This window comes from Sedimentibacter saalensis (assembly GCF_007830175.1).
In the GTDB taxonomy this organism is placed as follows: Bacteria; Bacillota; Clostridia; order Tissierellales; family Sedimentibacteraceae; genus Sedimentibacter; species Sedimentibacter saalensis.
Window position 1 is genome coordinate 444,563 of record NZ_VLKH01000002.1, and the last position, 26,223, is coordinate 470,785.

The 26,223-nt window shown below is 35.5% G+C and carries 25 protein-coding genes and 1 other annotated feature; of the genes, 4 read left to right on the forward strand and 21 right to left on the reverse strand.

Going from position 1 to position 26,223, the window contains the following annotated elements; translation table 11 throughout:
- Positions 1–30: 30 nt before the first annotated feature.
- From LY60_RS04960 to LY60_RS04980, 5 genes are all read right to left on the reverse strand, one after another.
- Complete coding sequence (locus LY60_RS04960) at positions 31–750, reverse strand: DUF4397 domain-containing protein (RefSeq protein WP_170226105.1); 720 nt, start codon at positions 748–750, stop codon at positions 31–33.
- Between the two features lie 55 nt (positions 751–805).
- Positions 806–1,309, reverse strand: a complete 504-nt coding sequence (locus LY60_RS04965; protein ID WP_145080800.1) for a GAF domain-containing protein — start codon at positions 1,307–1,309, stop codon at positions 806–808.
- Between the two features lie 118 nt (positions 1,310–1,427).
- Entirely contained in the window at positions 1,428–3,839 is a 2,412-nt protein-coding gene (leuS, locus tag LY60_RS04970; protein WP_145080803.1) for a leucine--tRNA ligase, read from the reverse strand.
- Between the two features lie 228 nt (positions 3,840–4,067).
- Positions 4,068–4,268, reverse strand: a binding site (T-box leader).
- Between the two features lie 128 nt (positions 4,269–4,396).
- Positions 4,397–4,753, reverse strand: a complete 357-nt coding sequence (locus LY60_RS04975; RefSeq protein WP_145080806.1) for a DUF134 domain-containing protein — start codon at positions 4,751–4,753, stop codon at positions 4,397–4,399.
- Between the two features lie 86 nt (positions 4,754–4,839).
- The gene (locus LY60_RS04980; RefSeq protein ID WP_145080809.1) at positions 4,840–5,661 is read right to left on the reverse strand and encodes an Mrp/NBP35 family ATP-binding protein; all 822 of its coding nucleotides are present in this window, start codon (positions 5,659–5,661) and stop codon (positions 4,840–4,842) included.
- Positions 5,662–6,006: 345 nt separating this feature from the next.
- Here LY60_RS04980 and LY60_RS04985 point away from each other — a divergent pair, with 345 nt between their 5' ends.
- Positions 6,007–6,579: a manganese efflux pump MntP gene (locus LY60_RS04985; protein ID WP_145080812.1), complete on the forward strand. Its 573-nt coding sequence runs from the start codon at positions 6,007–6,009 to the stop codon at positions 6,577–6,579.
- Positions 6,580–6,738: 159 nt separating this feature from the next.
- Here the strand turns inward: LY60_RS04985 and tatA are convergent, their stop codons facing one another.
- The 10 genes from tatA to LY60_RS05035 form a co-directional block, all read right to left on the reverse strand.
- A complete protein-coding gene (tatA, locus tag LY60_RS04990) occupies positions 6,739–6,927 on the reverse strand; it encodes a twin-arginine translocase TatA/TatE family subunit (RefSeq protein ID WP_145080815.1) in 189 nt (62 codons plus the stop codon).
- A gap of 16 nt (positions 6,928–6,943) precedes the next feature.
- Positions 6,944–7,681: a formate dehydrogenase accessory sulfurtransferase FdhD gene (gene fdhD, locus LY60_RS04995; RefSeq protein ID WP_145080819.1), complete on the reverse strand. Its 738-nt coding sequence runs from the start codon at positions 7,679–7,681 to the stop codon at positions 6,944–6,946.
- Between the two features lie 11 nt (positions 7,682–7,692).
- Positions 7,693–8,259, reverse strand: coding sequence for a hypothetical protein (locus tag LY60_RS05000; RefSeq protein ID WP_145080822.1), 567 nt, complete (start codon positions 8,257–8,259; stop codon positions 7,693–7,695).
- Between the two features lie 22 nt (positions 8,260–8,281).
- Entirely contained in the window at positions 8,282–10,384 is a 2,103-nt protein-coding gene (locus LY60_RS05005) for an aldehyde ferredoxin oxidoreductase (RefSeq protein ID WP_145080825.1), read from the reverse strand.
- Between the two features lie 36 nt (positions 10,385–10,420).
- Positions 10,421–11,080, reverse strand: coding sequence for a ferredoxin-like protein (locus LY60_RS05010; RefSeq protein WP_246145369.1), 660 nt, complete (start codon positions 11,078–11,080; stop codon positions 10,421–10,423).
- Positions 11,081–11,313: 233 nt separating this feature from the next.
- A complete protein-coding gene (locus tag LY60_RS05015) occupies positions 11,314–11,718 on the reverse strand; it encodes a hypothetical protein (protein WP_145080830.1) in 405 nt (134 codons plus the stop codon).
- A 200-nt stretch (positions 11,719–11,918) separates the two neighbouring features.
- Positions 11,919–12,752, reverse strand: a complete 834-nt coding sequence (locus tag LY60_RS05020; RefSeq protein WP_145080833.1) for a hypothetical protein — start codon at positions 12,750–12,752, stop codon at positions 11,919–11,921.
- A 160-nt stretch (positions 12,753–12,912) separates the two neighbouring features.
- On the reverse strand, positions 12,913–13,356 hold the full coding sequence (locus LY60_RS05025; RefSeq protein WP_145080836.1) for an SRPBCC family protein: 444 nt from the start codon (positions 13,354–13,356) through the stop codon (positions 12,913–12,915).
- A gap of 122 nt (positions 13,357–13,478) precedes the next feature.
- Complete coding sequence (locus tag LY60_RS05030) at positions 13,479–14,834, reverse strand: DUF6179 domain-containing protein (RefSeq protein ID WP_145080838.1); 1,356 nt, start codon at positions 14,832–14,834, stop codon at positions 13,479–13,481.
- Positions 14,821–15,315 carry a DUF6323 family protein gene (locus tag LY60_RS05035; RefSeq protein ID WP_145080841.1) on the reverse strand — a complete coding sequence of 165 codons (495 nt, stop codon included), beginning with the start codon at positions 15,313–15,315 and terminating at the stop codon, positions 14,821–14,823. Before LY60_RS05035 ends, LY60_RS05030 begins: the two co-directional genes overlap by 14 nt.
- Before the next feature lie 331 nt (positions 15,316–15,646).
- On the opposite strand from LY60_RS05035, the gene ftsZ reads away from it, so the two are divergent.
- Positions 15,647–16,711 carry a cell division protein FtsZ gene (gene ftsZ / locus LY60_RS05040; protein WP_145080844.1) on the forward strand — a complete coding sequence of 355 codons (1,065 nt, stop codon included), beginning with the start codon at positions 15,647–15,649 and terminating at the stop codon, positions 16,709–16,711.
- Between the two features lie 63 nt (positions 16,712–16,774).
- Here the strand turns inward: ftsZ and LY60_RS05045 are convergent, their stop codons facing one another.
- Positions 16,775–18,793 (reverse strand): methyl-accepting chemotaxis protein, encoded by a 2,019-nt coding sequence (locus LY60_RS05045; RefSeq protein ID WP_145080847.1) that lies wholly within the window; start codon positions 18,791–18,793, stop codon positions 16,775–16,777.
- Between the two features lie 223 nt (positions 18,794–19,016).
- Complete coding sequence (locus LY60_RS05050) at positions 19,017–19,913, reverse strand: radical SAM protein (RefSeq protein ID WP_145080850.1); 897 nt, start codon at positions 19,911–19,913, stop codon at positions 19,017–19,019.
- Positions 19,914–20,185: 272 nt separating this feature from the next.
- Here LY60_RS05050 and LY60_RS05055 point away from each other — a divergent pair, with 272 nt between their 5' ends.
- Positions 20,186–21,310 carry an alpha-helical endospore appendage domain-containing protein gene (locus LY60_RS05055; RefSeq protein WP_145080853.1) on the forward strand — a complete coding sequence of 375 codons (1,125 nt, stop codon included), beginning with the start codon at positions 20,186–20,188 and terminating at the stop codon, positions 21,308–21,310.
- Between the two features lie 155 nt (positions 21,311–21,465).
- Complete coding sequence (locus LY60_RS05060; RefSeq protein ID WP_145080856.1) at positions 21,466–22,605, forward strand: alpha-helical endospore appendage domain-containing protein; 1,140 nt, start codon at positions 21,466–21,468, stop codon at positions 22,603–22,605.
- Positions 22,606–22,678: 73 nt separating this feature from the next.
- Here the strand turns inward: LY60_RS05060 and LY60_RS05065 are convergent, their stop codons facing one another.
- The 4 genes from LY60_RS05065 to yunB form a co-directional block, all read right to left on the reverse strand.
- Positions 22,679–23,425: a YebC/PmpR family DNA-binding transcriptional regulator gene (locus LY60_RS05065; protein ID WP_145080857.1), complete on the reverse strand. Its 747-nt coding sequence runs from the start codon at positions 23,423–23,425 to the stop codon at positions 22,679–22,681.
- Positions 23,426–23,530: 105 nt separating this feature from the next.
- Positions 23,531–24,175, reverse strand: a complete 645-nt coding sequence (locus tag LY60_RS05070; protein ID WP_145080860.1) for a YigZ family protein — start codon at positions 24,173–24,175, stop codon at positions 23,531–23,533.
- Positions 24,168–25,448, reverse strand: a complete 1,281-nt coding sequence (hflX, locus tag LY60_RS05075) for a GTPase HflX (RefSeq protein ID WP_145080863.1) — start codon at positions 25,446–25,448, stop codon at positions 24,168–24,170. The genes LY60_RS05070 and hflX overlap by 8 nt, the downstream gene beginning before the upstream one ends.
- A 98-nt stretch (positions 25,449–25,546) precedes the next feature.
- Positions 25,547–26,182: a sporulation protein YunB gene (yunB, locus tag LY60_RS05080; protein ID WP_145080866.1), complete on the reverse strand. Its 636-nt coding sequence runs from the start codon at positions 26,180–26,182 to the stop codon at positions 25,547–25,549.
- Positions 26,183–26,223: the final 41 nt, after the last annotated feature.

Consider the following 26,223-nt stretch of genomic DNA (forward strand, 5'->3'; position numbering starts at 1 on the left):
AGCTAAAAAAACAAGCATGCGCTTGTTTTTTTAACAAAGTTCAAGATAATTGACTCCGTCTTCAGGTATTATAAGCTGAATATCTTTACTCTCTTCTTTTTCAGCAATAAATAAATTGTAATGCATCCTTGGGGCGAAATCCACATAAGGTAATTTAAGTACATTGTTTTTAGTATTTATGTTTCTTAAGTACAACGTATAGATTCCTGAAGGAATTGCTATATTGCCAGAAGCATCTCCATAAGCAACATGAGAGAAAAGAACTGTACCGTCCTGGGCAACAAGTTCCATTTCCGGTGCGTTTAAAGCTATGTTTGTGAGTCTCACCGATGACATTTTTCCCTTTATTGAATTTTCCTTTTCCTCAGGAACCATCAATATGCTTATATCCTCAGGATCATCATCATCCCTTGTTACTACCCCTGTATATGCCAAATTCCTGCCCATTTTCAGATTTGTTTCAAAAATTAAGTTTTTAGAATCAAGAGCATCGTAAATTTTCACATGGTATGTTCCCGGTTCAAACTTAACGTATTTTGTGAGTCCGCCGATTTTCAAATCTTCAGCCATAAGTATTTCATTGACCTGTATGTCAATGGGTTTATCAGCATAGGCGTTAAGTATCCTGAAATATGATTTTTTGCAGCGGCATCCTCCCTGCATTGCAACATTATTGTAATAATCTAAATATCCGTTGAAGTAAGGATATTTGCTGTAATCCATTCTATTGTTTTCATTAATAGAACTCATAAATTCACCCCTTTTCATTTTATTATATGAAAAGGGGTGTTAAATGTTCTAATGCTTAAATAAAGACTTCCGGTAACTTCACATATCTTTCTACTATCTCAGCAAACTGTTCAAGATACTCTTTATCTGTCTGGTCAAATCTGCCAAGTTTCGGGCTGTCGATGTCAAGAACTCCAACAATCTTATTTTCTATTAAAAGTGGTATTACTATTTCCGAATTTGACTGAGAATCGCATGCAATGTGTCCAGGAAATTCATGAACATTTTTCACTAGCTGAGTTTTTCTTTGTTCAGCTGCTGTTCCGCACACTCCCTTTCCAATCTGAATGTGCGTGCACGCAGGCTTTCCTTGGAATGGTCCAAGAACAAGTTCTCCATTTTTATAAACATAAAATCCCGCCCAGTTTATATCATCCATGAGCATCCACAATAAAGCTGCAGCATTAGACAGATTTGCAAGCCAGTCAGGTTCTTCAGAAATAAGTCCTTCCAATGACATATTCATGTACTCATATAATTCTTCTTTTGATTCGAATTTGATTTCTTCAATGTTGTTCAATTTTTACCCCCGATGCATTTTTTTAAATATTATATATTAAAACACTCCTTATAACAATACAACAATTTTATAAAATAAAAATTAATGCGGCGTTACTTATATTAACGCCGCATTTAAATTATTTTACAACTATGTTGTAGATTTTTCCTGCAACATAAATTTCTTTAACAATGGATTTTCCTTCCATATACTTATTGATATTTTCATCTTCATTTGCAAGCTTTCTTGCTGTTTCAACATCAGCGTCTTTAGATAAAGTAATTTTTCCTCTAACCTTACCGCTTATCTGAACAGGAAGCTCTATGACATCATCAACTGTTTTATTTTCATCCCAAACTGGCCACTCTGCTTCGTTAAGCATTCCTCCGAAGTTTTGTTCCTGCCATATTTCTTCCGTTGCGTGAGGTGCAACCGGGTTTAACAATGTTACAAATGATTTAAGTTCATCTCTCGTAACGAAACCGTCGTTGAACACTTCGTTTACAAAACTCATCATGGCAGCAATTGCAGTGTTGAACTTCATTGCTTCATAGTCTTCGCTTACTTTTTTGATTGTTTTGTGCATTAAAGTCATATGCTTTTCTGAGTATCCTTCACCTTCAACAATCATATCCTGCAGTTTCCATGTACGGTCTAAGAATCTCTTACATCCTTTAACGCTTGAATCATTCCAAATAGCATATTTTTCATAATCACCAATGAACATGATGTATGTTCTTAAAGTGTCTGCTCCGAATTCATCGATAATGTCATTAGGGTTAACAACATTTCCTCTTGATTTTGACATTTTTTCTCCGTCAGAACCAAGTATCAAACCCTGTGCTGTACGTTTAGCATATGGTTCAGGGAATGGAACTGCACCTATATCGTACAGGAATCTGTGCCAGAATCTTGAATAGATCAAGTGTCTTGTAACATGCTCCATACCACCGTTGTACCAGTCAATAGGTCCCCAGTAATTAAAATTTTCCTTTGATGCAATTGCTTCATGATTTCTTGGGTCCATATATCTCAAGAAATACCATGATGAACCTGCCCATTGAGGCATAGTGTCTGTTTCTCTCTTAGCATCGCCGCCGCATACAGGACATTTCACATTAACCCATTCTGCAATATTTGCAAGAGGAGATTCACCTGTGTCCGTAGGCTGATAATTTTCAACATCCGGAAGTCTAACAGGAAGCTCATCTTCAGGAACAGGAACCATTCCGCAGTGAGGGCAGTGTATTATTGGAATAGGCTCTCCCCAGTATCTTTGCCTGTTAAATGCCCAGTCTTTCATCTTATAGTTTGTTTTTCTTTCTCCAAGCTTGTTATCCTGGAGATAATCTATCATTTTAGCAATAGCATCTTTCACCTGAAGGCCGTTCAAAATGCCAGAATTAACCATAGTTCCTTCTTCAACATCTGTAAAGGCTTCTTCCTGAACATTTCCGCCTGCAATGACCTCAATTATAGGAATATTGAACTTCTTTGCAAATTCCCAGTCTCTTGAGTCGTGAGCAGGAACTGCCATTATTGCTCCTGTTCCGTAGCCCATCATTACATAATCTGCAACCCATACCGGAACTTCTTCACCGGAAACAGGATTTATTGCTTTAAGTCCTTTTATTTCAACACCAGTCTTGTCTTTGGCAAGCTGCACTCTTTCAAATTCAGTCTTCTTTCTTGACTGATCCTGATAATCGTGTATTTCATCTATATTTGATATTCTGGATTCATATTTTTCAAGGAAAGGATGCTCCGGAGCAATAACCATGAATGTAACTCCGTACAATGTATCCGGTCTTGTGGTGAACACTCTTAAATTGTCATCTGTATCTTTTAATTTGAAGTCTACTTCAGCACCATAAGAACGACCAATCCAGTTTTCCTGCTCAAGTCTTATTCTTGGGAGAAAATCAACTTCATTGAGTCCTTCAAGCAGTTTATCGGCATATTCCCTGATTTTCAGGAACCATACATCTTTTTCCATCTGTACAACTTCGCTTCCGCATCTGTCGCATACACCATTTTGTGATTCTTCATTTGCAAGAACAACTTTACATTTGTTACAGAAGTTTACATATGTTTTGTCCTTGAATGCAAGATTGTGTTTGAACAGCTGAACAAAAATCCACTGAGTCCATTTGTAATATTCAGGATCTGTTGTATCAACAGTTCTTGACCAGTCAAAAGAATATCCCGCTGCCTTTAATTGAGATGTAAAAACCTTTATGTTGTCATCTGTTACTTTTCTAGGATGCTTGCCTGTCTGCATAGCATAATTTTCTGTTGGAAGGCCGAATGCATCCCAGCCTATGGGAAACAATACGTTGTAACCTTCCAGTCTCCTTTTTCTTGAAATAACTTCAAGAGAAGTGTATGCACGAATATGGCCTACATGCAGACCTACCCCTGACGGATACGGAAATTCTACCAGACCATAAAATTTCTTCTTATCAGAATTGTCATGTGCTTTGAACGTCTCATTCTTTTCCCATATTTCCTGCCATTTTTTCTCTACGGCTTGTGGATTGTATGATTTCATTTTATTCCTCCATTAATAATTTTGATATTATTTACGTTTGCCCTACCGCTGATTTTTTCTCCCTACGGTCGAAAAATCAGGGTTAGGGCATATCACAGTTTCGTTCACCAATTTATCAGCTCACTATCGTTCGCATAAATCGGGAACTCATTGCGTTTGACCTACCGCTGATTTTTTCTCCCTACGGTCGAAAAATCAGGGTTAGGGCATAAAAAAAAGCCTCTCCCTTGCTGGGACGAAGACTCTCCGCGGTACCACCCAAATTAGGCAAAATGCCTCACTCTTATATTAACGGCAATAACCGTTTGAAACTACTTGATTCGCTTCAAAAACTCATGGACGAGTTCAGTCTTCATATTTCTGCCTTGCACCAAACGGCAGTTCTCTGAAAATATGTACAAACCTACTGCTTCCAATCACAGTAATATATTCATTTATCTTTGTATTATATCAGAACGGCTTTTTGAATGCAATAATAAATTGCGGGTTTTGTAAAAAAAAAAGCCAGATAGCAGTTTAACACAGCTTGTCTGACTTCTAAGTATTTAAAGATAGTTTTATAATAAACCGTTGTAACTTCTTCTTGGACAGCGACAATCAACACATATTTCTCCATCTCCGTCGCACAGTTTGTAATCTCCGCCTTCAATTCTCAATACTTTTCCATTTACAAGAGATTCCGCAAGCTTCTTTCTTGCTTCGCTGTAGATCCCCTGAACAGTTGTACGGGCAACTTTCATTTGTCCGGCACACTCCTCCTGAGATAAGCCTTCCATATCGATTAACCGTATTGTTTCATATTCATCAACTGTCATTGTTACGAAAAAGTCACCCTCTATGGGTACATCTAAAGGCCCAAACCGGTTGCTGTCAGGAAGGCAGCAAACTTTTCTCCATTTTCTGGGTCTCGGCATATTTACACCTCTTTATATAATAAATTTTATGTCTATTATATACTAAACCATTATGAAATTATATTCAATTAATTAATTATTTAACATTATAAAATTTCAGCTATATTTCCAAATAAACTGTCATCTAACAGTTCTACCATTCCTCTGTCACAGGATGCTGCTATCTTTGGATCAATAGGAAGTTTTGCAATAATTTTTAAGTTGTGGCTTTTTGCAACATTATCAATATTGCTGTCTCCAAAAATTTTATATTCCTTATTGCAGTCAGGACATTTGAAATAAGACATGTTTTCAACTATGCCTATTATAGGTATGTTCATCATTTCAGCCATCTTAACAGCCTTTTCCACTATCATTGAAACAAGTTCCTGAGGTGAAGTTACAATAACTATACCATCAATGGGTATGGACTGAAATACAGTCAAAGGAACATCTCCGGTTCCAGGAGGCATATCGACAAACAAATAATCAATGTCATTCCATATTACTTCTGTCCAGAATTGTTTTACAGTGCCTGCAATAACTGGTCCTCTCCAAACTACTGGATCAGTATCATCTTCAAGCAACAGATTTATAGACATAATCTCAACTCCTGTCTTGCTTTTGCATGGCAGAATACCATATCCATTGCCTTTTGCTTTTTCAGTAATGCCAAAAGATTTTGGTATTGAAGGACCTGTTATGTCCGCATCTAAAATACCAACTCTGTGCCCACGCCTTTGCATAGTAACTGCAAGCATTGAAGTAACAAGAGATTTTCCCACTCCTCCTTTACCGCTGACAACACCTATTACTTTTTTAACGTTGCTCATCTTGTGAGGTTTTTCCATAAAGTCTGTTTTATCTTCTTTTCTGCTTTCGCATTCCTGGCTGCATGAACTGCAGTTTGAATTACAATTTTCGCTCATTTTTAACTCCTAGTAATTATTTAGTGTTGGTTATAATTGTATAACAATCTCATATTAATTATACATCACATGTCAATCGTTAATGTATTTGACATATGTCAATTTTAAATATATAACTCTTCTCTTTCTATGTCAACAATATTTTATAATAAATTTTGTTAAAAATTACATAATAACCTTGAAATCAAAAAATACACATGCTATAATTATTTAAACTTCATGAGGGAGTAGTTTGCACTAAAGTGTTGCAAGTCAACATAATGATCTAAGATCTGGCTTGCATTAAAAAACGAGACTCATGCATCCGCTTGGCATGCATGAGTCTTTAATTTTGAAGGAGAAAATATGGGTTACTTTACTTTGCTTTTTACATCAATAGGCTTGTCTATGGATGCCTGCGCAGTTTCAATTTCTAATGGAATGTGCTTTGGAAACATACATAAAAAACAAATAATATGGACTGCTTTGGCATTTGGATTGTTTCAGGCATTCATGCCTGTAATAGGTTTCATAGTAGGTTCCGCATTCAGCAGGCAAATTTCATTTTTGGATCATTGGATTGCTCTCATTTTGCTTGGCTTCATAGGCGGCAAAATGATTAAGGAAGCAATCGAGGAACTTAAATTTCCGGAAGCATGTCTTACAGGCTCTAAATACCTTACATCTAAAATTCTGTTTGTTCAGGCAATTGCAACAAGCATAGATGCCCTGGCCGTAGGCATTGGATTTGCCGTTATGAATGTTAACATTACATATGCAGCTTTGTTCATTGGAACAATAACATTTGCAACCTCAATACTTGGATCTAATCTTGGAAAAAAATTCGGAGAAATGTTCAAACAAAAAGCAGAAATACTTGGAGGAGCAATTCTTATAATAATAGGTCTAAAAATATTTTTAGAACATACACTGCTTTAGAATCATATATACATAATAAAAGTCACATTCTATGTGACTCAGACTATTGAAAGACTATTTTTTTTACAAACCAGGGCGGATTTTGTCCGCCTGTTTTATTAATTCCATATAAAACAAAAAAGCCCTGGGGCTTTTTTGTCAGTGGGTATCAGTACTAAATTAGCTTTCCTTTTTTTCGTCTTTAAGGTCAACTTCTAATTCTTTAGCTACTTTGTTCTGATAACCTTTAAAATTGTTAATTGCTTCTCCTAAGGATTTGCCTATTTCCGGCAACTTTGCCGGTCCGAAAATAACAAGCGCAATTGCAAGTATTAAAATAAGCTCTCCTGCTCCTAATCTTCCAAACATTTTAATGTCCTCCTTTTTAAATGGCTATTCTTTCCTCATACATGTAAATCACCGGTTTGCTTGAAACCACCCTGCCTATGACTGTAATGCCTAATTTATTGGCCAGTTCCAGAGCAGATGTGGTAGGTATGCTCCTTGATGCTATTAACGGGCATGCTATATTTGCTGCCTTTAAAACCATATCTGTGGAAATTCTGCCTGTTGTAATTATCATTGATTGGCTGAAATCTATATTTGATAATAATGCCTTTCCTATGACTTTGTCAACAGCATTATGTCTTCCTACATCTTCACAAAGCGCAATAATTTCGTTGCCGTCAGAAACAGCAGCGCAGTGCATTCCCCCGTACTGTTTGTACATATACGCCTGGGAGAACATTTCAACAGCTCTTTCCTTAATGGTATTCAAGGATATGTGAAAATCAGAATTAATTCTTGGTAACTTTGCAATGGAATTGTTGAATTTAACTCCGCTTCCGCAACCGCTTTGAAGAACCGTGTTAAGTTCTATGCCGTCAAAGTCAACCTCCCTGTCTGTAGTACCGAAAATCATTTTCATATCCTTGCATGCACCAAGGGAAGAAATTTCGTCAGCACTTTTTATAATACCGCGGCTGTACAAATGTCCTATTGCCAATTCCTTAAGTTCTTCAAGAGTGCACATGAAAGTTACTAAATTTTTTCCGTTTAGCAAAAATTCAACAGGTTCTTCCTCACATATATTAACTTTTTGTAAAACCATAGTTTCTTTCATTACTGACTCCCTTACTGACTTTCTACTCTAGTAACCTCTTGTAATTCTGTTAAAGCATCTGCATAGCCCTGTGATAAAAATTTGTCTGAATATACGCATACTACGCCGTTTGAAGCTACAGATTGTTTTATATCCTTATAATCATCCAAATTGCTGAGCTGCTTGTACAGCTCAGCTAATTCATCTTTCTTCAAATTATATGGTTCATTGAGAAAAACATTTGAATTTGTTGTTTTCGGATATCTTTTTGAATCAGTTCTAATTCGGTCGGCAACCATATTCAGTATATCTTTTTCTTCAATTCGGTACAGCAATTTGGCATAATTTTCAGTCATTTCCTTTTTTGAATAGAAATATCTGTTTTCTTTGCCCTTAAGTTCTGATATATCGCTGTATTCTTCATTGCTGAATAATTTTTCAAAGAAAATCTCTTTCTCTTCTTCTTTTAAACTAATAGGCTCTGTAAAAAAATCATCATATTTTATGAATTTTCCATTATATGAATTTTCTCTGATATACTTTGCCGTAAATTCTAAATTTTCTTGAAGAATTTCGTCATTAACTTTTTCCTTTGACAATTTAATTCCTCCTTTTTAAAAATTAAGCCGGCAACAAACCTAATTTAGCAAGTTCGTCTGCAACATCTTTCATGTTTAATCTTTCCAAAGTTGCTCTTGTTGGAGCACCTGTTTTTTCATCCCAGCCCATTTCTTTATAGAACATTGTTAATGCTAACTGCATGTCATCACGATCCATTTTTACAGTTCCTTCAGTAAATGGTTTCTTGTCTGGATCAATGTCAAATATCCAGTTAACCATTAAATCGTGTTTTCCTCTCATGTCAGTTGTGCCCATTTCTTTTACAGTCAATGCTCTATGCAGTGTAAATACTCTTTCTCCCATTAAATCCAATTCTTCCTCTGTTGTGTCTATTCCTGTTACAACTGAGAAATATTTAGATTCCAATGATGTGTCTCCCATGTAATCTCTTTCTTTTAGCGGAGAAGCTGTCAATGGCCACATCCAGTTGCACAATGTCAATGAGTCATGGAGGCAGTTTCTGATAACACCATATTTTGCAAATTTAGCTTTATATTGGTTCATTGGAGTATAATTTGCAGGTGGATCAATTGCATCGCCTGAACCCCATAATTTTTCTGCAATTTTCTTTAATACATCAACAGGAAGTCCTGAACTTATAAAGTTTTGGTGTGAATGGCTCTGAGCATCTCTGTTGAACATACAGTTTATTATAGCTCCTACCTGGTAAGATTCATCACTTGCATGGTGTTTAGGAAATCCTAAAGGTGACCACATGCTGTACTTCTTAGTATCCCAGTAATCAGCTCCAAAGTTCCATCTCTTTGCTATATGATATGTTCCATCACCTAAATGACTGAACTCGCCTTCCTTAAATGTAATTCTTCTATAGAATTCTTTCAGGAATGCAGGGTCTCCTGCTTCTAATAAATTCCAAGGAATGCTGTTGTATTCATCTTCAGGCAGCACATTTTTCAGTATTCCTGATTCATATGCATATTGGAAGTCTCTTCCTATACTACCGTAGTTGCACCATACACCATAGTCATCAGCCAATTGTGAGCCAAGTGCTCTGGTGATCATGTTGCCATCGCCTTCTTCTTTCTGGTCCTTAGTACCCTTAAACATTACACCGGCAGGTGAGAACCATCCCATGCATGTATTTGCTGCATAAGGAGATACGCCGTATTGTTCAAGCTGAGGTATGTTCATTTGAGCATGGCATCTGATTGGGCATGACTGGCAGCCGCCCATTCTTACTGTATATTTTGCTGCAACAGGACCTAAATCCTTTATTGCTTTCATTGTTCTGTATCCAACTTTGTTTACATCGCCAGGTGCGGCAATTCCTGTATCTATATTGCCTTCAGAAGCTCCCCATGTAAGTCCTTCTCTTGCAGTCCAACGGCTGTTTTCATATACAAATTCTGACCAAGGCTGTGGAGTGCTTGGAACAACGTGCTGGTTGTTTGCACCTACAATTTCTTTCATAACATAGGCATCCAAATCCATTAATTCTTTTTTGTCTTTGCCTATTTTTACTGAACCTGTTCCCTTAACACCGATTGCTTTAAGTTTCTTCGATCCGAATACTGCTCCGTGACCACCAGCAGAGTGAGATGAACCGTTCATTACAACTGCAAGGTTAACCAGATTTTCTCCTGCCTGTCCGATTGCAGCAACACAAGATTCCTTGCCCATTTTTGAGCCTATTACTGCAGTTGTATTGTAAATACCTGTTCCCCATAATGAGGAAGCATCTTCAAGGCTCACTTTGTCATCTTCTATTTTCAGCCAAACCGGTTTGCTTGAAGCACCTTCTATTATTATTGCATCCCATCCTGCATATTTCAAGAACGCTGCAAAGTTTCCGCCCATGTGGCTGTCTGTTACAAGGTTCATGTCAGTTCCAGGATACAATGATGTAATGTTTGTTCTAGAGCTCATTGGAACGCCGCTTCCGCATAATGGACCTGTTCCGACAACAATTTTATTTGCTTCATCATATGGTTTTGTACCTGCAGGAACTTCATCGAACAACACTTTGTATCCAATTCCCATTCCGCCTATAAAATCCTGATACTTGCTAGTATCTTCTGAACTTATTTTTCCGTTTGTTAAATTTACTCTTATTATTTTACCTGCCCAACCGCCTGTAGACATATAAATTCCTCCATCCTAATGTTATTTTAATACTGATTAAGCTCTGTAACCAAGTTTGCGCATTGCATATTTTACTTCTTCCCAAGGAACTATTCTTAATGCTCCTGTAGGACAATTTGCAGCGCATGTTCCGCAGTTAACACATTTTGTAGACTTGTTTGTTTCCGGATCTACAGTAGGCATAGTCCAAGGACATGCTTTTGTACAAGTTCCGCATCCAACACACTTTGCTTCATCAACAACTCTTGCTCCTATTTCGTTGGTAGTTATTGCTCCAACAGGACATGCTTTTCCGCAATATGGCTCAGCACACTGTCTGCATGTTTCTGGTGACATGAGTTTATTTCCAAAAGCTCCGTCTTCATACGCATATGCAAGCTTTGGTCCGTCAGTACCGAAGTTGTAGTTTCTGCTTACCTTAATTCTTGATATGTAAGGCATAGCTTTTCCGTCATTTACCAATGAACAGTTTGTTTCACATCTGAGACAGCCTGTACATCTTGCTCTGTCAGCAATCAGTACTCCCTGAGCCAGCGGAAATGCTGCAACTTCTTCAACATTGGTGTTTGTACATCCAAGAAGATTTAACAATGATAAAGAAATAAATGTTCCGCCTATTCCTTTACCGGATAATTTTAAAAACTCGCGTCGTGTGGTTTCTTTGTCAAGGAAACCCTTTTTTTCATTATTAGACAAAGATATCGCTCCCCTCAATATAAGTTGTGTTTCCGACATATGTTAGTTTGTTATTTAATTAACATAAATCTTGTCCATTATAACTTATTTATCATAAATATTCAACGGAAAATTCAATATACTAAAAACTTTTACTTTTTTAATAAGTTTTTCAATTTTGGCAAACTATACAAAGAAAACAACCCGTTATCTTTTACAGAACATAACGGGTTGCTTGTTCATAGTCCAAATTTTTATACTCCTTTACCCTTGATGTAAAAATTGTATTTTTGATTTTCTTCTGTTTCTCCTTCCTCATCACAGACATAAGTCGGACAGTCTTCATCTGAAGCATTTCCGCATATTACAGATGTAGGACCGCTTCTTGCAGCTGCTCTGAACTCCACAGGAACCATTACACAAAGTTTTTGTACCAGTGTAAATTTGCATGTGCCGTTTTTATTCCATGTACCGCACGGAACAGGAGTCAGGTAAGGGTCATCAATGCATTCAACTGTAGTTTCACCTATGTTAACGTATGGTTCAATAGTAACAGGCACGCAAACGTCCATTTCCTGAAATGCAGTTACATCACAGCCATTATCACCGCATTGAGGATTCAAGTTGTTTGCGCACTTTGGAATATTTTTTTCAAACATATAAATGCTCCTTAAAATTTATTTTACATTATAATATGGCCATTTAACAGGCTTGGTTACATGTGTAAATAAAAAACATAAATGGCTGTCTTTTCTGGCAGTCCATTTATGTTAGTTGTCATCAGTTTTATGAGTATGCCTCACATACTCCATTTTTGCCAATGACGTATTAATAATTTGAATATTAGCTATTTAACAAACTATTTTTTGTTCTTTTTTCTAATACATAATTTTTTGGATACATTTTGTGCAGATACCTTAGCCTTCTCGGCAGCACCTACGGTACCGCAGTCGCAGCCATCCTGGTTAGGTTCGCCGCATGCCAGAACAGTCGATGTTCCCGGATCTCCGGTAGCACTGAATATAACAGGAACTTCAACACATAAGTTTTGAGTTACATAGAAAGTACATGATGGTTCGCCGGCAGGGCATTCTTCATCAGACACAGTTGCCGGTCCGCAGCATGTCACATTAATTGGTCCAACGTTTGCGTCCGGTGTAACAGTAACAGGAACGCATACTTCTATGGTCTGAAATACTGTGGTGTCGCATACTTCAGCTTCCTGGCATACAGGACCGCAAATAGTAAGTGAATTTTCAAAATCTTCCGGATCAGCTCCGCCTTTAATACATACAACATTTGGCCCAACAGGATATGGTGTTGTCAGTGAAAAACAAACTTCCATTACATCTCCGGCTTCTTCCAGTCCAAAATCAAATTTAAGACCTGCACAGCCGGTTGTTGGATCATTATCGGTAATTTCTACATTATCATCAATATCTTGATCTTCTCCATTAATAGTAACCGTTACATCAACAATTTCTTCTTCAGTGATTGTCGGACATATACCAAGAACCCAGTGGCTTAAACCGATTGGTTCATCTACTTGTGTCACTATATAACAAAATCTCTGAAGTTGGCCCTCTTCAGGTTCCAGTACTGAATTATCAGAAAGTTCAACTGTCACAGGTATATTGGTTCCGGAATAATCCGCTGTATTTTCACATTGTTGCTGTTGCAAAATAATTGCCATATTAATCATACTCCTCTAATAGTAAACCCTATACGGTTTCTGATAACATAATATTCACTTCAGGCAGCTTGGTTACTTTTATTGACAAAAAAACGTCATCTTCTATAAAAGTTTATAAAAAATGACGTACTGGTTTATTATTTTATCATACAATTGGTAATTAAGCTTCGCAAATTGCCTTAAGTTGTTTCAATGTTTCTTCCATTGCGCTGTCCTGAATTTTTTCTACAACAAGAATATCTGCTAATTTCCCCAGTATATTACCAGGAACTTCATATTCAATATCTATCATTACCTCAGTGCTTTCTTCTTCAGGAACATATGTCCAAATCTGTGTGGAATTAATTGCGCCCTTAATTATTCCCTTCCACACATAACAATCACCTTTTTCAGTATTTTCAACTATTTCGCAAGATATGGGAAGATCAACGCCAAGAATTTTGTATTTTAGAGTCATTTTAGTCCCTGTTTCACCATTTCCCAGCATTTCCTCCGGTTTCGAAAGTCCGACATACCACTCATGCCATTTAGTCGGATCTGTACCAAGTTTGTAAACTTTTTCAGCAGGGCGATCAATAACAATACTTTTCTTTATAACAGACATTCGTTCCTCTCCTTTCAATATAAAACTTTATTTTTTGACACATTATTTATTTTATTGTTTTGAATTTATTTACCCTTTTTCAAACAATTTAATCATAAATTGTAGATTTATGTAAACTTTTGCTAATCTTCCATGAGATCCATAGTTTTCAATAAGAGTCTTTTTTGATTTTCTTCCTGCATGGTTATATAGTTTTCCAGACAATTCCTTAATTTCAATTCTTCAATGCTAAAATCAGATTTGTTCTCCTCTCTAAAATCATGACGCCTTGCCAAAGCTGCGGTTTCAATCATGTCAAGCCCTTGTAACACAGCATTTATTTCATTTTCGGACAGCTCATCTTCCAGCAGCAAATCTTCCATATCGGCCATTGATTTAATTTTTCTTTTTATAATAAGCAATTTATCACTTGAGTAACGACACTGGGTAATTTCTTGAACCGTACTCCTGTACAACTCATCCTCCATTTTAATTCCATAGTCAAATTTGAATTTTCTGTTCAATTCCTGAAATTTTTTTGATATAAACACATGTTCATAAGTGCTTAGTTTTACTGTATTGATTATAGAAGATATTACTTTAGGAAGACTGTTCTTTATATATTGTTTCATGTAAATGTTGTTTATGTTAAGTTCCTCTTCAAGTTCTTCACTTGCATTTATAACAATTTTCTCTATTTCTTCTTCTGATTTTAAGAACAATTTATCTGCTGTAATTTTTCTGTGAACCGGCATTATATTTAAGTCAAAAGCCTTTTTTCCTGCAATTTTACAACCTATTGCAACAATTAGTACAATTTCGTATATGTTAATCACTAAATGTTTGTAGTCCTCAGAATATCCAAACATAACATGCTCTATATCTTCAGCTGAAAAACAAGCACAAAACATATTTTCATAATATATATTTTCCAGATACTTAAGCACAAACTCGATTCCTGCCAGATTGTTGACAGGAATTGATAGTGGATAATCTGCTGTTATGCGTATTTCATGAGCTTCATAATCAGGATTGTATATTTTAAAAAATCCATTTATTCCATCGTTGAGTGTGGCATTATATGTGTAATTATCAGTCTTAAGAAGGTTTTTAAGAACCATCATGTGAATGTGACGGGCTGAATTAAGCTTAGTATGAATCCTTTTTCTTCCTTTTTCATAAATGAGTGATATGTTTGTTTTTTTTATTTCTTTTATTGCTTCATCTGCATTGTCCATTGTCTTAAGCCATATGCCGACAGTATATAAATTAGATGTCATAATTTTTTCTGCAATTTCAACCCTTACAGAACTGCTTTCCCCTTGATTTAATTTTTCAATCCTGTGTTTTAAGAGTTCTAAACATTGATACTGAACGTTCTCTACATCTTCTTCATCAATCATCCCTAGACTTGCTGCTTCTTCAATCAATGACCTGAAATAAAATTCTTCATTTAATTTTTGTCTGTTTATATGAATTAGTTTTTCAATATTGTTCATCTTCGTCCTCCTCATAAGCTTCACATGTATGCTCCGAATAAGATGGAGCATAGCCATATCTAAGGTTGTTGGCCATTTTATTCATTTCACGTCCTGCAAGCAGCTCAATTGATCCACAACAGGTATTATTGAATGAATCTTTCATAAACTTAATAAGATCATCATCACTTAATAAGTCCAGAGTTTCATTTTTATAAAAATAAAACAGTTTAAGCAGTTCTTGCAGAGTTTCAGCATAGTTATACCCAGTGATATACGGTGAATCGCAAAATTCTTTTATAATTTTATCTATAACGCCTCCTCCCAATTCAATTCGTCCGTTTGCAGACAATGATGTGAAACGAGTTTCCACAAGCTCGGCTGCCTGTTCCAATGTAAGCACAAGACCGTACTCCACTGTAAAATCATTGCACATGATTATTTCGTTGATTGCTTGTTTTTGTACTATTGAAGATGAAAGCGCTGCAACATTAAATTCCATAAAACACCCCTAAAAATTTTTTAAAAAACTATTGACAAAACGATGATTTTGTGCTATATTTATGTTATCTTGTTATAATTGTATATTTTTATATCAACCAATAATATAACATGTGAATTTCTAAAAGTCAATATAACAAAGCCAATTCATTTTCTGTTGGTTTATTTTTTTTGCTTAATTTTAAAAAGTTATATTGTTCAATATAACTTTTTTATAATATTTGACGATATTATAAGATAAAGCGTGCAAAATTTTAAAAAGCATTGTAAAATACCATAGTAATAATACATTAATATTTTTGGCATAGAGAGAAATCTCTACAGGAGGACTTATGTTTGAATTTGAAGATACATCAGAAAAACTTGCGAACATTAAAATAATTGGAGTTGGCGGCGGCGGAAACAACGCCGTAAACAGAATGATAGAAGCAGGTGTCAAAGGTGTCACTTTTGTAAGCGTAAACACGGACAAGCAGGCATTGGCCAACTCAAAAGCAGATATAAAATTTCAAATAGGAAAAAATCTGACAAGTGGTCTGGGTGCAGGAGCAAAACCGGAAATCGGTGAAAAATCAGCTCTGGAAAATGAAAAGGAAATAGCAAAATTAGTTGCAGGTGCAGACATGCTGTTCATAACAGCCGGCATGGGCGGCGGAACCGGAACAGGTGCAGCTCCATGCATTGCAAAGATAGCAAAAGAACAAGGAATACTTACAGTTGCAGTCGTAACAAAGCCTTTTATGTTTGAAGGCAGAAAAAGAATGAAAAACGCAGAACAGGGTTTGAAAAAACTTAAAGAAAACATAGATACCCTTGTAGTTATTCCAAACGACAAGCTTTTGGAAACAACAGACAAGAAAACAACCATGCTGGAGGCCTTTTCTCTGGCAGATGACGTTTTAAGACAAGGTATTCAGGGAATTTCAGACCTTATAGCAATACCGGCAATTGTGAATCTTGACTTTGCCGATGTAAAGACAATCATGTCTGATCAGGGTCTGGCACATATGGGCATAGGACAGGCAAGCGGCGAACACAAGGCTCTCACTGCTGTAAAACAGGCTATTCAAAGCCCTCTTCTTGAAACATCCATAAATGGAGCAAGAGGAGTAATTTTAAACATCACCGGCGGTTTGAGCATGGGAATTCATGAAATAAACGAAGCTGCAAAGCTCATAGAAGAAGCTTCAGATCCAGAGGTAAATATAATATTCGGTGCAAACATAGATGAGTCTCTTGGAGATGAAATAAAAATCACAGTAGTTGCCACAGGTTTTGACATTGCAGAAGAAATTTCCCAGGCAGCTGCCTCTTCTTCAAATAAGGAAAAATCATCAAATGAAAGCAATCCGTCAGCCATGGATTTCAAGATTCCTGATTTCTTAAAAACATTCTAATTGCAAAATAAAACGCTCGTTAAATTAAACGAGCGTTTTTCATTTGTTTAATTACTGAGTTTCTTATTCACTCAATAATTTAAATTTACTTACTTCATCTTTTAATGCTGCAGCTTGAGCTGACAGTTCCTCACTTGATGCTGAACTTTCTTCTGCTGTTGCGGCATTGTTTTGAATTATGGCGGAAATTTGTTCTATACCCTTATTTATTTCAGAGATGGAAGATGCCTGAGCCTGAGATGCATTATCGATTTCTGAAATAATATCTTTAACATACTTTGTTTTCGTTGATACAATTTCAAGTGATTTTGCTGTGTTTTGAGCGATTCCTGAACCTTCCTTAACTGATGAAATAGACTTTTCAATTAAACTAACAGTATTTTTTGCTGCTTCTGCTGATTTTGCAGCAAGGTTACGCACTTCATCAGCTACAACTGCAAATCCCCTTCCTGCATTTCCCGCACGGGATGCCTCAATTGCAGCATTAAGAGCTAGGATATTAGTTTGGAAAGCTATATCTTCAATTGCTTTTGTAATTTTACTTATTTCATTTGATGTTGTTTCAATTTCATTCATTGCCAGCAGCATTTTTTCCATATAATTGTTGCTGTCTTCAACTTCGTGCACCGTTTCATCTGCATACTTTGATGCTGCATATACATTTTCTGCATTTTTATTTGCGGATTCATATATTTCATTTATGGAAGCTGACAATTGTTCTATGGAACTTGCCTGTTCTGTGGCTCCTGATGATAAAGCCTGAGCACCGTCTGCAACCTGTGAAGCTCCTTCGTTTACCTGTTCAGCTGATATGTTGATGGCTGAAAGTGAATTGCTGAGGGACAAGGAAATATCATTTAAAGCCCTTTTAATGGGAGCAAATTCACCGGCATAGTCCTGTGTAAGAGTAATACACATGTCTCCTTTGGCGAATGTGTTTAATGCCTCAGATATTTCAGTTATATAGTCAATATATTTGCTTAACCTTATGACAGTTTTCTCAATGGCATCTGCCACTTGTCCTATTTCATCACGTGATTGTATGTCCATCTGAACATTTAAATTACCATCGGCTATTTCATTTGCAACACCTCTAAGTTTTTTCAAAGGTTTTACAATTCCCATGGCAATAAGTACAATCAATGCAAAAATTATTATAATTGCCAGGCCAAATGAAATAAGAATGGCATTTCGAACAGAATTAAATGTTTTGTTGAATTCTTTGTCAGGAAGCCCTGTAGCGACTACCCATCCAGTATCTCCTACATTTGATACGTATCCGTGTGTTTTTTCTGACTGGGACTCATATTCAATTTGGCCGGATTCATTGTTTTCAATGGCATTTTTAATGTTTTCAGACATGTCTGTCTCAGAAATGCTCTTGTTTATATACTCTTCAACCGGGTGATAAATAACCTGTCCATTGCTTGTGGCCAGAATATAGAATCCCGTCTCTCCAAGCTTATATTCTTTCATTAACAACCCAATATTTTCAATTGAGAAATCTATTCCCACAACACCCAGAAACTCTTTGGTATCTTCTTCATATACCGGGCATATTGCACTTACAATTATATTGCCTGTTACTGTATCCTGATATGGATCAGTAAGCACCACACTCTGCTTTTCTGTTACAGGAGCATACCATGGCCTTGATTTCATATCCCATCCTTCAGAAATCAAATAGCCATCAGATTGTGTCAGCTGGCTGGAGTCTGCATCAGCTATCCATGAAACCACTATATTTTTAGGATCTGTTTCCTGCACATTGACCATGGTTTTCTTTGCATCAGCAAAGCTTTTTACTTCGGTAATAATCTTTCCGGGAACAGTCTCCTCAAATACTTTTTCTATCTGGCTGTTTGTAGACATCTGCTCGGCAATTGATAAATGCTTAGTGAAAAATTCACTTACCTGATATGATGCAGTTTCAGATTTAGATGCAAGTTCCCTTTGGGTTAAATCGCTTACTGAATCACCCACTTTTTGCAATATGAATACTGCCGTTGCACAAAACGCTATTATAACCGGAACACCAATGAACAAAAGAATTTTAGCTAACAAATTTCTATTACGTACCATAATTTTATCTCCTTAAACTCGTATGCTTAATAAATTGACAATTTATGAATAAATTGATACTTTTCAGTTAATTTATTTAGATTGATTTTCATTGTCACTATTAAATCTTAAGAAACATATCGGCAGTTTTTTAGAATAATTTATAGGAGATTTTAAATAATTTTATTTATCAATTTAAATTGGTAATTTTATATTATGTTCTATTTATAAACCCCAAAATCTGCTATACTCCTTCATTGTCAAAATCCGGTATAAAGCTTTCAAGGGCAGTTTCCCCTTCCTGTATAAAACCATTTTCAACGCCTATATCAACAGCATAATCCACAAGCTCATCATATTCATCCTCAGTTATCTTTCTGTTTATTTCAGGATGCTTTGATACTTCAGTAAGGGGCGTGTACTGGTTCATAATGCTTAAGTATATCTTATGTTTAAATGTTTCATGGACATATTTTATTATGTTCTTGGAATCATCAAGATATCCAGGCAATGTCATGTGTCTGACAATTACACCCTTAACAACCATACCATTTTCATCAAATTCAATTTCTCCTGTCTGTCTCACCATTTCCTCTATAGCCTTAGAAGCAAGTGAAAAGTAATCCTGGCAGTTTGAATATTTTTTTGCAATATTTTCATCCATATATTTTAAATCAGGAAGATATACGGAAACATGTCCTTCAAGCATTTTTATGGTTTCAACTTTTTCATAACCGCTGGTATTGTAGACTATAGGAATGTTAAGTCCTTTTTTTCTGCTTATTATAATAGCATCAATTATCTGCACTACAAAATGGGTTGGGGTTACAAGATTAATGTTGTGGGCTCCCTTTGACTGAAGCTCGAGAAAAATCTCTGCAAGCCTTTCTGTAGTAATTTCCTTTCCTGACATCCCCTTTGATATATTGAAATTTTGGCAGTATACACATCCCAGAGAACATCCGGAAAAGAATACAGTTCCTGAACCGTTTGTTCCTGAAATGCACGGCTCTTCCCACATGTGAAGAGAAGCTCTGGCAACAACTAACTTGTCAGTTTCTCTGCAGTATCCCCTATTCCCCTTTGTTCTGTCAACTTTACAGTTTCTTGGACATATGATGCATTCTTTCATTAAATTCATTGCAGTTTCACCTCGTAACTATATTACCAACTACGTAATCATTTTACAAGATAAATGATATCACTAATATCTGTCTATATTATTTATTACCTCCATATTGATCATAAAATCTATGGAGGTATTAGTATTTTTATATAAATCTGTAATTAAGAAAATTTGTATTAAAGACAGGGAGTTTTACACAAATAATGTGGAACACATAATGGACACGAGAATATTATGACGTTGTACAGGCTATACCTGTATAATATTATAAAGGAACGTGAGAAATCATGGCAAATATATTTAATATAAATAGTGACAGCATAAAAGATAATAATGTACAAAATGACGTTGACATTCAACAAATCCCGGGCTTAAATGCAGCTGCTGCATTTAATATAGTAGGTTCAGTTGCTTCAGAAGAAAATGCTCTTGCAGCTATAATACAAGAAGAAGCAGATAAACTATCATTATTAACCGGCGCTGCTTTAACTTTTGCTAATTTTACTGATTTAGCTGAAAGTATTACACGTACAATGAAAACCGTTTTGCTGAAAAATACAGTGTTAGAAGCAAAGTTAACAGAAACTTTAAACTATATTGAAAATGAACCATCGTTTATAATTTCTCCAGTTTTTGTAGATAATTTAATAGCAATTCTTGCTAGAATTGCAAACGAAGAAAATGCATTGGGCAATTTGATTAGAGCATTGGGTAATGCAGTCAGGTTGTTAGCTCCAGCCCTTTCCTTAGCACAATTACAGGCTGTTGACCAAATAGTAATATCACTGTTGAGAGTTATAACAGAAAAAAATCTTGTGCTTTTAAGTAAATTGAGAAGACTTGTTAGATTTATAGTTAATAATTCAGATTCTTTCCCAACTCCAACAGCAGCACAGGTTGCAGCAACAATAGCTGCAATAAATAGTCTGATAACTTCAATAACTGTTGAAGAAAATGGACTTGCTGTATTAATTGAAGGTGAAGCAGCTAAATTAAACAGAGCAGTAGCCTTAACTACTAGCGCAGCAGGTATACCTGGTTTATTAGCATTCAATAATACCATCACATCTGTTATAGATATAGTAGTTCAGAAAAATATGATCTTAGAAGCTAAACTTGAAGATATACTTGCGTTGCTTGCATTAGGTTTTACACCTGCACAATTGGCAGTATTTGCTGCAACATTATCTAATCTTCAACAATCAATTGCTAATGAGGAATTTTCACTTGCAGCTCTTATTGGCACTGAAGCATTAAAAATCAACGCTATCGCCGGAATTACACCTGGCAACATTGGAAACTTAGTTGCTGTAAACGATAGTGCAACAACTTTACTGGAATCAATCACATTAAAGAACATGATATTACAACAAAAGAATTTAGAAGTTATTAATTTCATACTATCACTATAATGTAATAAAAGGCTCAGACTTCTTGAGCCTTTTATACTTACTGGTAAATATAATGTAACATATAATGTAACATATCAAGACAGCCTGTATAAAATATAATACAGGCTGTTAATTTTTATGAAATGCACAAAATCTTAAGGAATGTGAGTATGACTATGTCAAATAAAAATTATAATAATATGAATTTTAATATTGAAGGAATACCAAGTAATGCTGTTTCTATTGTTGGATCAGTAGCCGACGAAGAGTATTCTATTGCATCATTGCTTGAAGCTCAATCAAACTTGTTATGTAATGCAATAAATCATTGCATAACTGTCTGTGATTTCATTGATATTATTCAAAGCATAATACGAACTTTGAAGACTATAATACAAAAAAACAATATTTTAGAAAATAAATTAAGAGAAACCCTTAACTTTATACAAAAGGAAGGGATTGGTTGTTTAGATTACAATGAACAATTTGAACTTCTAAACAATTTGAATTCTGTTTTAGAAAGTATAGGCACAGAAGAATCTTCGTTAGGTTACTTAATAGATAAATTAGGAAAAGGTGTAACAAATATTGCATCTTATTGTACTTTTGATGATATTAAACAAATCAATAATCTCGTTATAACATTGATGAAATTAATAGTTGAAAAAAACATGATACTATTAAGAAAATTACGAACAGTTATTAGTCTCATTAAATTTATAAAAGATTCAGAATTCGATATCTTTATAAAAATTAAAAAAGAAATGTTTTGCACAATAAAAAAACTCATAAATTCTATTTTTAAAGAAGAAAAAGGACTTGCCGAATTAATTTTCGGTGAAAGTGTAAAAATGAGCTGTGCATTAAAGATGTGTATAAATGAAGAAGAGCTTTCAGAACTGGATAGTTTAATAAATAGTTTTATTGATGTAATATGCGACAAAAAACGAATTCTTGAAAATAAACTTAGTGAAATCTTAACCTTATTAAATACAGTTGGTTTTAGCTCATGTGAAATTGACTCCATAATGAATCATCTTAAAGACCTTCAATCAGTTGCATATGTAGGTGAATTTGAACTATCAAAATTAATTAAAAACAATTCTAAAGAACTAAATAAATTTATTGATCAGGAATGTTGTAACTTCAATGAATTGGTTAGATTCAACATTTGTATAACCTGTAATTTAGTCTGTCTTTTATTAAATTTAAATAGTGGACGTAAAAACAAAAATGCATTTGAATGCGATCCAGGTAGTTGCAGCAATAAATCTATATGTAAAAAGATAAATAACATAATAAACCAAATTAAATAAACTTGTGGCAAACTAAAATAACTCACTCTTCATATAATTTAAAAAATTTTATGAAGAGTGAGTTATTATGATATTATTCTTCTTCCTCTTCTTCCGGTTCATCCCAGTTGTGGTACACTTCCTGGACATCGTCGCAGTCATCAAGAGCTTCAATTAATCTTTCAAGATATTTAACATTTTCTTCATCTTCAACTTTTACTGTTGTTGCAGGGATGTACATGATGTCACCCTTTATGTTAGTGTATCCTGCTTCTTTCAATGCGTGCAGTACTTTTATGAAGTCTTCAGGTGCTGTTGTAATTTCGTAGCTGTCGTCCTGTGTTTCAAAGTCTTCAGCTCCAGCTTCCAAAGCCTGCATCATTAAAGTTTCTTCATCTATGCTGTCGCTTAATTCAATTTCAATGATACCTTTTCTGCTGAACAGGTATCCTACGCAGCCTGTTGTTCCAAGGTTTCCGTTATTTTTTGAAAAATAATGCCTTACATCGGCAGCTGTTCTGTTTTTATTGTCTGTGAGGCATTGAACCATGAATGCTGTACCGCTTGGTCCGTAGCCTTCGTATGTTATTGTTTCAAAGTTTTCGCCTGATGCTGCAGCCATACCTGTTTTTATTGCTCTGTCTATATTGTCATTAGGCATATTTTGTGATTTTGCTTTTTCTATTGCTGTTGCCAGTGATGAATTATAGTTCGGATCAGGCCCCCCCTCTCTGACAGCTACTGTAATGTATCTTGCCAGTTTAGTGAATATTTTACCTCTTTGTGCATCTGCCTTACCTTTTTTATTTTTTATAGTTTTCCATTTTGAATGACCTGACATATTTCCTCCTTACTATCCTACGTTTAATATAACATCGTATTTTACCATATTATTTTTAATATTTCAAATATTTTAGATAAATTTGTTTGTTTTTTTGCATTATTTTTATTCCACTATTTTTCCGTCCCTGACGGAATAATAGTCTGCCTGTCCCACAGTGATTTCAGCCTGCCCGCTTGTAATCTCCTTTACGACGGCCTTGATTTTTTCTGTTTCTCCTTCTTTCACAACAAGGTGAAACTCAACCTGATCTAAATAAATTTTATCTTTGACTATGAACTCGTTTTTCATAAGCTCATTGTCCATTTTTCCTAAAAGCGGGTATTCAATTGAAAAAGACACCTGGTAGTACAAGTTTTTTTCAACTATAATGCCTTTTTCAAGTCCGATTTTTGCTCCCTTGGTGTATGCTCTCACCAGCCCTCCAGCACCAAGCAGCACACCTCCGAAATATCTTGTTACCACAACCACTACATTTCTCAAATTTTCCTGCATTATAACGTTAAGTACAGGCATACCGGCAGTTCCTGACGGCTCCTTGTCGTCTGAATACCTTTGTATGTTTGAATTTTCACCTATTACATAGGCATACACATTGTGTGTTGCGTCCTTGAATTCTTTTCTTATTTTTTCTATGAATTCAATGGCTTCTTGTTCATTTTCAATAGGTGATGCTGAACCTATGAACTTAGATTTGTTTATAATTATTTCATCTCTTCCGGCTTTATGAATTGATTTGTAATCACTCATTCTTAATACCCGTTATATATTTATTGAACTGTTCTTTTTCATTGTCATACAACACTGCTTCAAGGGTTACTCCTTCTCCGCCGAATTCAACATTGTCTGTCTTTCTGTTTTCATAAAGCCAGTAATAATTTTTCAAATCGCTGTTTGGTATCATCAATAGGTATGTAGTGCTTTTTCCGTTTATTTTATAATCAACAGTCGAAAGAAGCATATCAATATTAAACCCAGTCTTTGCCGAAATGTACAATATGTCATTTGTTGAAACAGTTGTTATTTTGTCGCTCAATATTTTATCTACCTTGTTGTAAACTGTTAAAACCGGAATTTCCTTGTCAGTGATTTTTTCAACAAGTTTTGTTGTTGTTTCCTTGTGCAGCTGCAAGTTTTCATCGTTTATGTCTATTAGGTGAATTATAAGGTCTGCATACTTGATTTCTTCAAGAGTTCCCTTGAACGCTTCAACGATTTGTGTTGGCAGCTTCTTGATAAATCCAACCGTATCTGAAAACACTGCTTTCTTGCCTCCAGGAAGAGTCACTCTTCTCAGTTCCGTATCAAGAGTTGCAAAAAGCATATCCTGTGCAAATACTTTTTTGTGTTCAGCATCATCTTTTTCACTGTACTCACTGTCCATGAGTGCATTTAACAGCGTTGATTTTCCTGCATTTGTATAGCCTACAATTGAAATTATGGGAACTTGATCCTTCATTCTTTTCTTTCGTTTTGTTTCTCTTACTTTTCCAAGGTCTTCAAGCTGATTTTGAATGTCGTTTATTTTTTCCTTTATTCGTCTTCTGTCAAGTTCAAGCTTTTGTTCTCCCGGACCTCTTGTGCCTATACCTCCGCCGGTTCTTGACAGGTTGTTGTTAAGGCCTATGAGCCTGGGAAGGCTGTATTTTAACTGGGCCAGCTCCACTTGAAGCTGTCCTTCCTTTGTGAGGGCTCTTTTTGCAAATATGTCAAGTATGAGATTTGTTCTGTCAACTACTTTTGCATCTATTAGCTCTTCTATATTTCTTATTTGCGAGCCGCTTAGCTCATCATTGAACACTACTGTGTCTATTTCAAGTTCCTTAACATAAGCAGCAATTTCTTCTATTTTTCCCTGTCCCACATAATATCTGTTGTCTATGCTTTGCCTGTTCTGGATGATACTTGACACAACTTCGCCTTCTGCTGCTTCCACCAGCAGCTCAAGCTCTTCCATATCGTTTTCTTCTGCTTTATCTGTAGATAATTGCACTGCAACTATTAAACATTTTTCCTTATCCATGTATCCTCCGATAATTATCATTTGTACATTATTTTAACATATGTATTATATTTCTGTACACAAGTAAATATACTACTTAAGAATAAATTTTGCAATATCTATTCATTTTTCAGGGACGGAAGGTTCATGTACGAATCAGGGACATCTCCTACAATTACTACTTCTGCAATGAGTACATTGCTTCCAACGGTGGTGCTGCTTGTTGTTACTGGGCTTAAAACGCTTATTTCAACATCCACGGTTATGTATATTTTGTACCTTGTCTGATTAATTCCGGATTCTGCAAATTCAGTTACAAAATCCACAAGGACGCTTCCCTGATGAAGTATTGTGAACTTCAGCCTCGGTCCCTTTCCTGCAAGAAGCTGGCTGTCCAGTGCCGTAAACAGCGGTATTGAAAATGTCTGATTTTTAAGATCTACAATTTTTTGTTGCACGTTTCTGGCAATATTGGAAGATATGGTATTCATTACCATTGCATCGGTTCGTATCATGTTAACTTTTCCTTCTCTGTCATATGTTGGTATTAAAATTTGTTCTTTTAAGGCATCCTTGTTAAGTTCTTCTCTCACTGTATCATTTATTATTTGCGTTGCAATTACTTTGGCTTTAACCTCGCAAATTGAAGCAAGAGTAGGTTTGATGCTCACTTCCACATAATAATAAGTCAGCAGCGCAAAAAACATTAAAAACAGCAATATGAATTTGATGAATGTTCCATTCCGATTTTTCAACTATTGATTTCACACCCTTTCTATTATATAATATGTAAGAA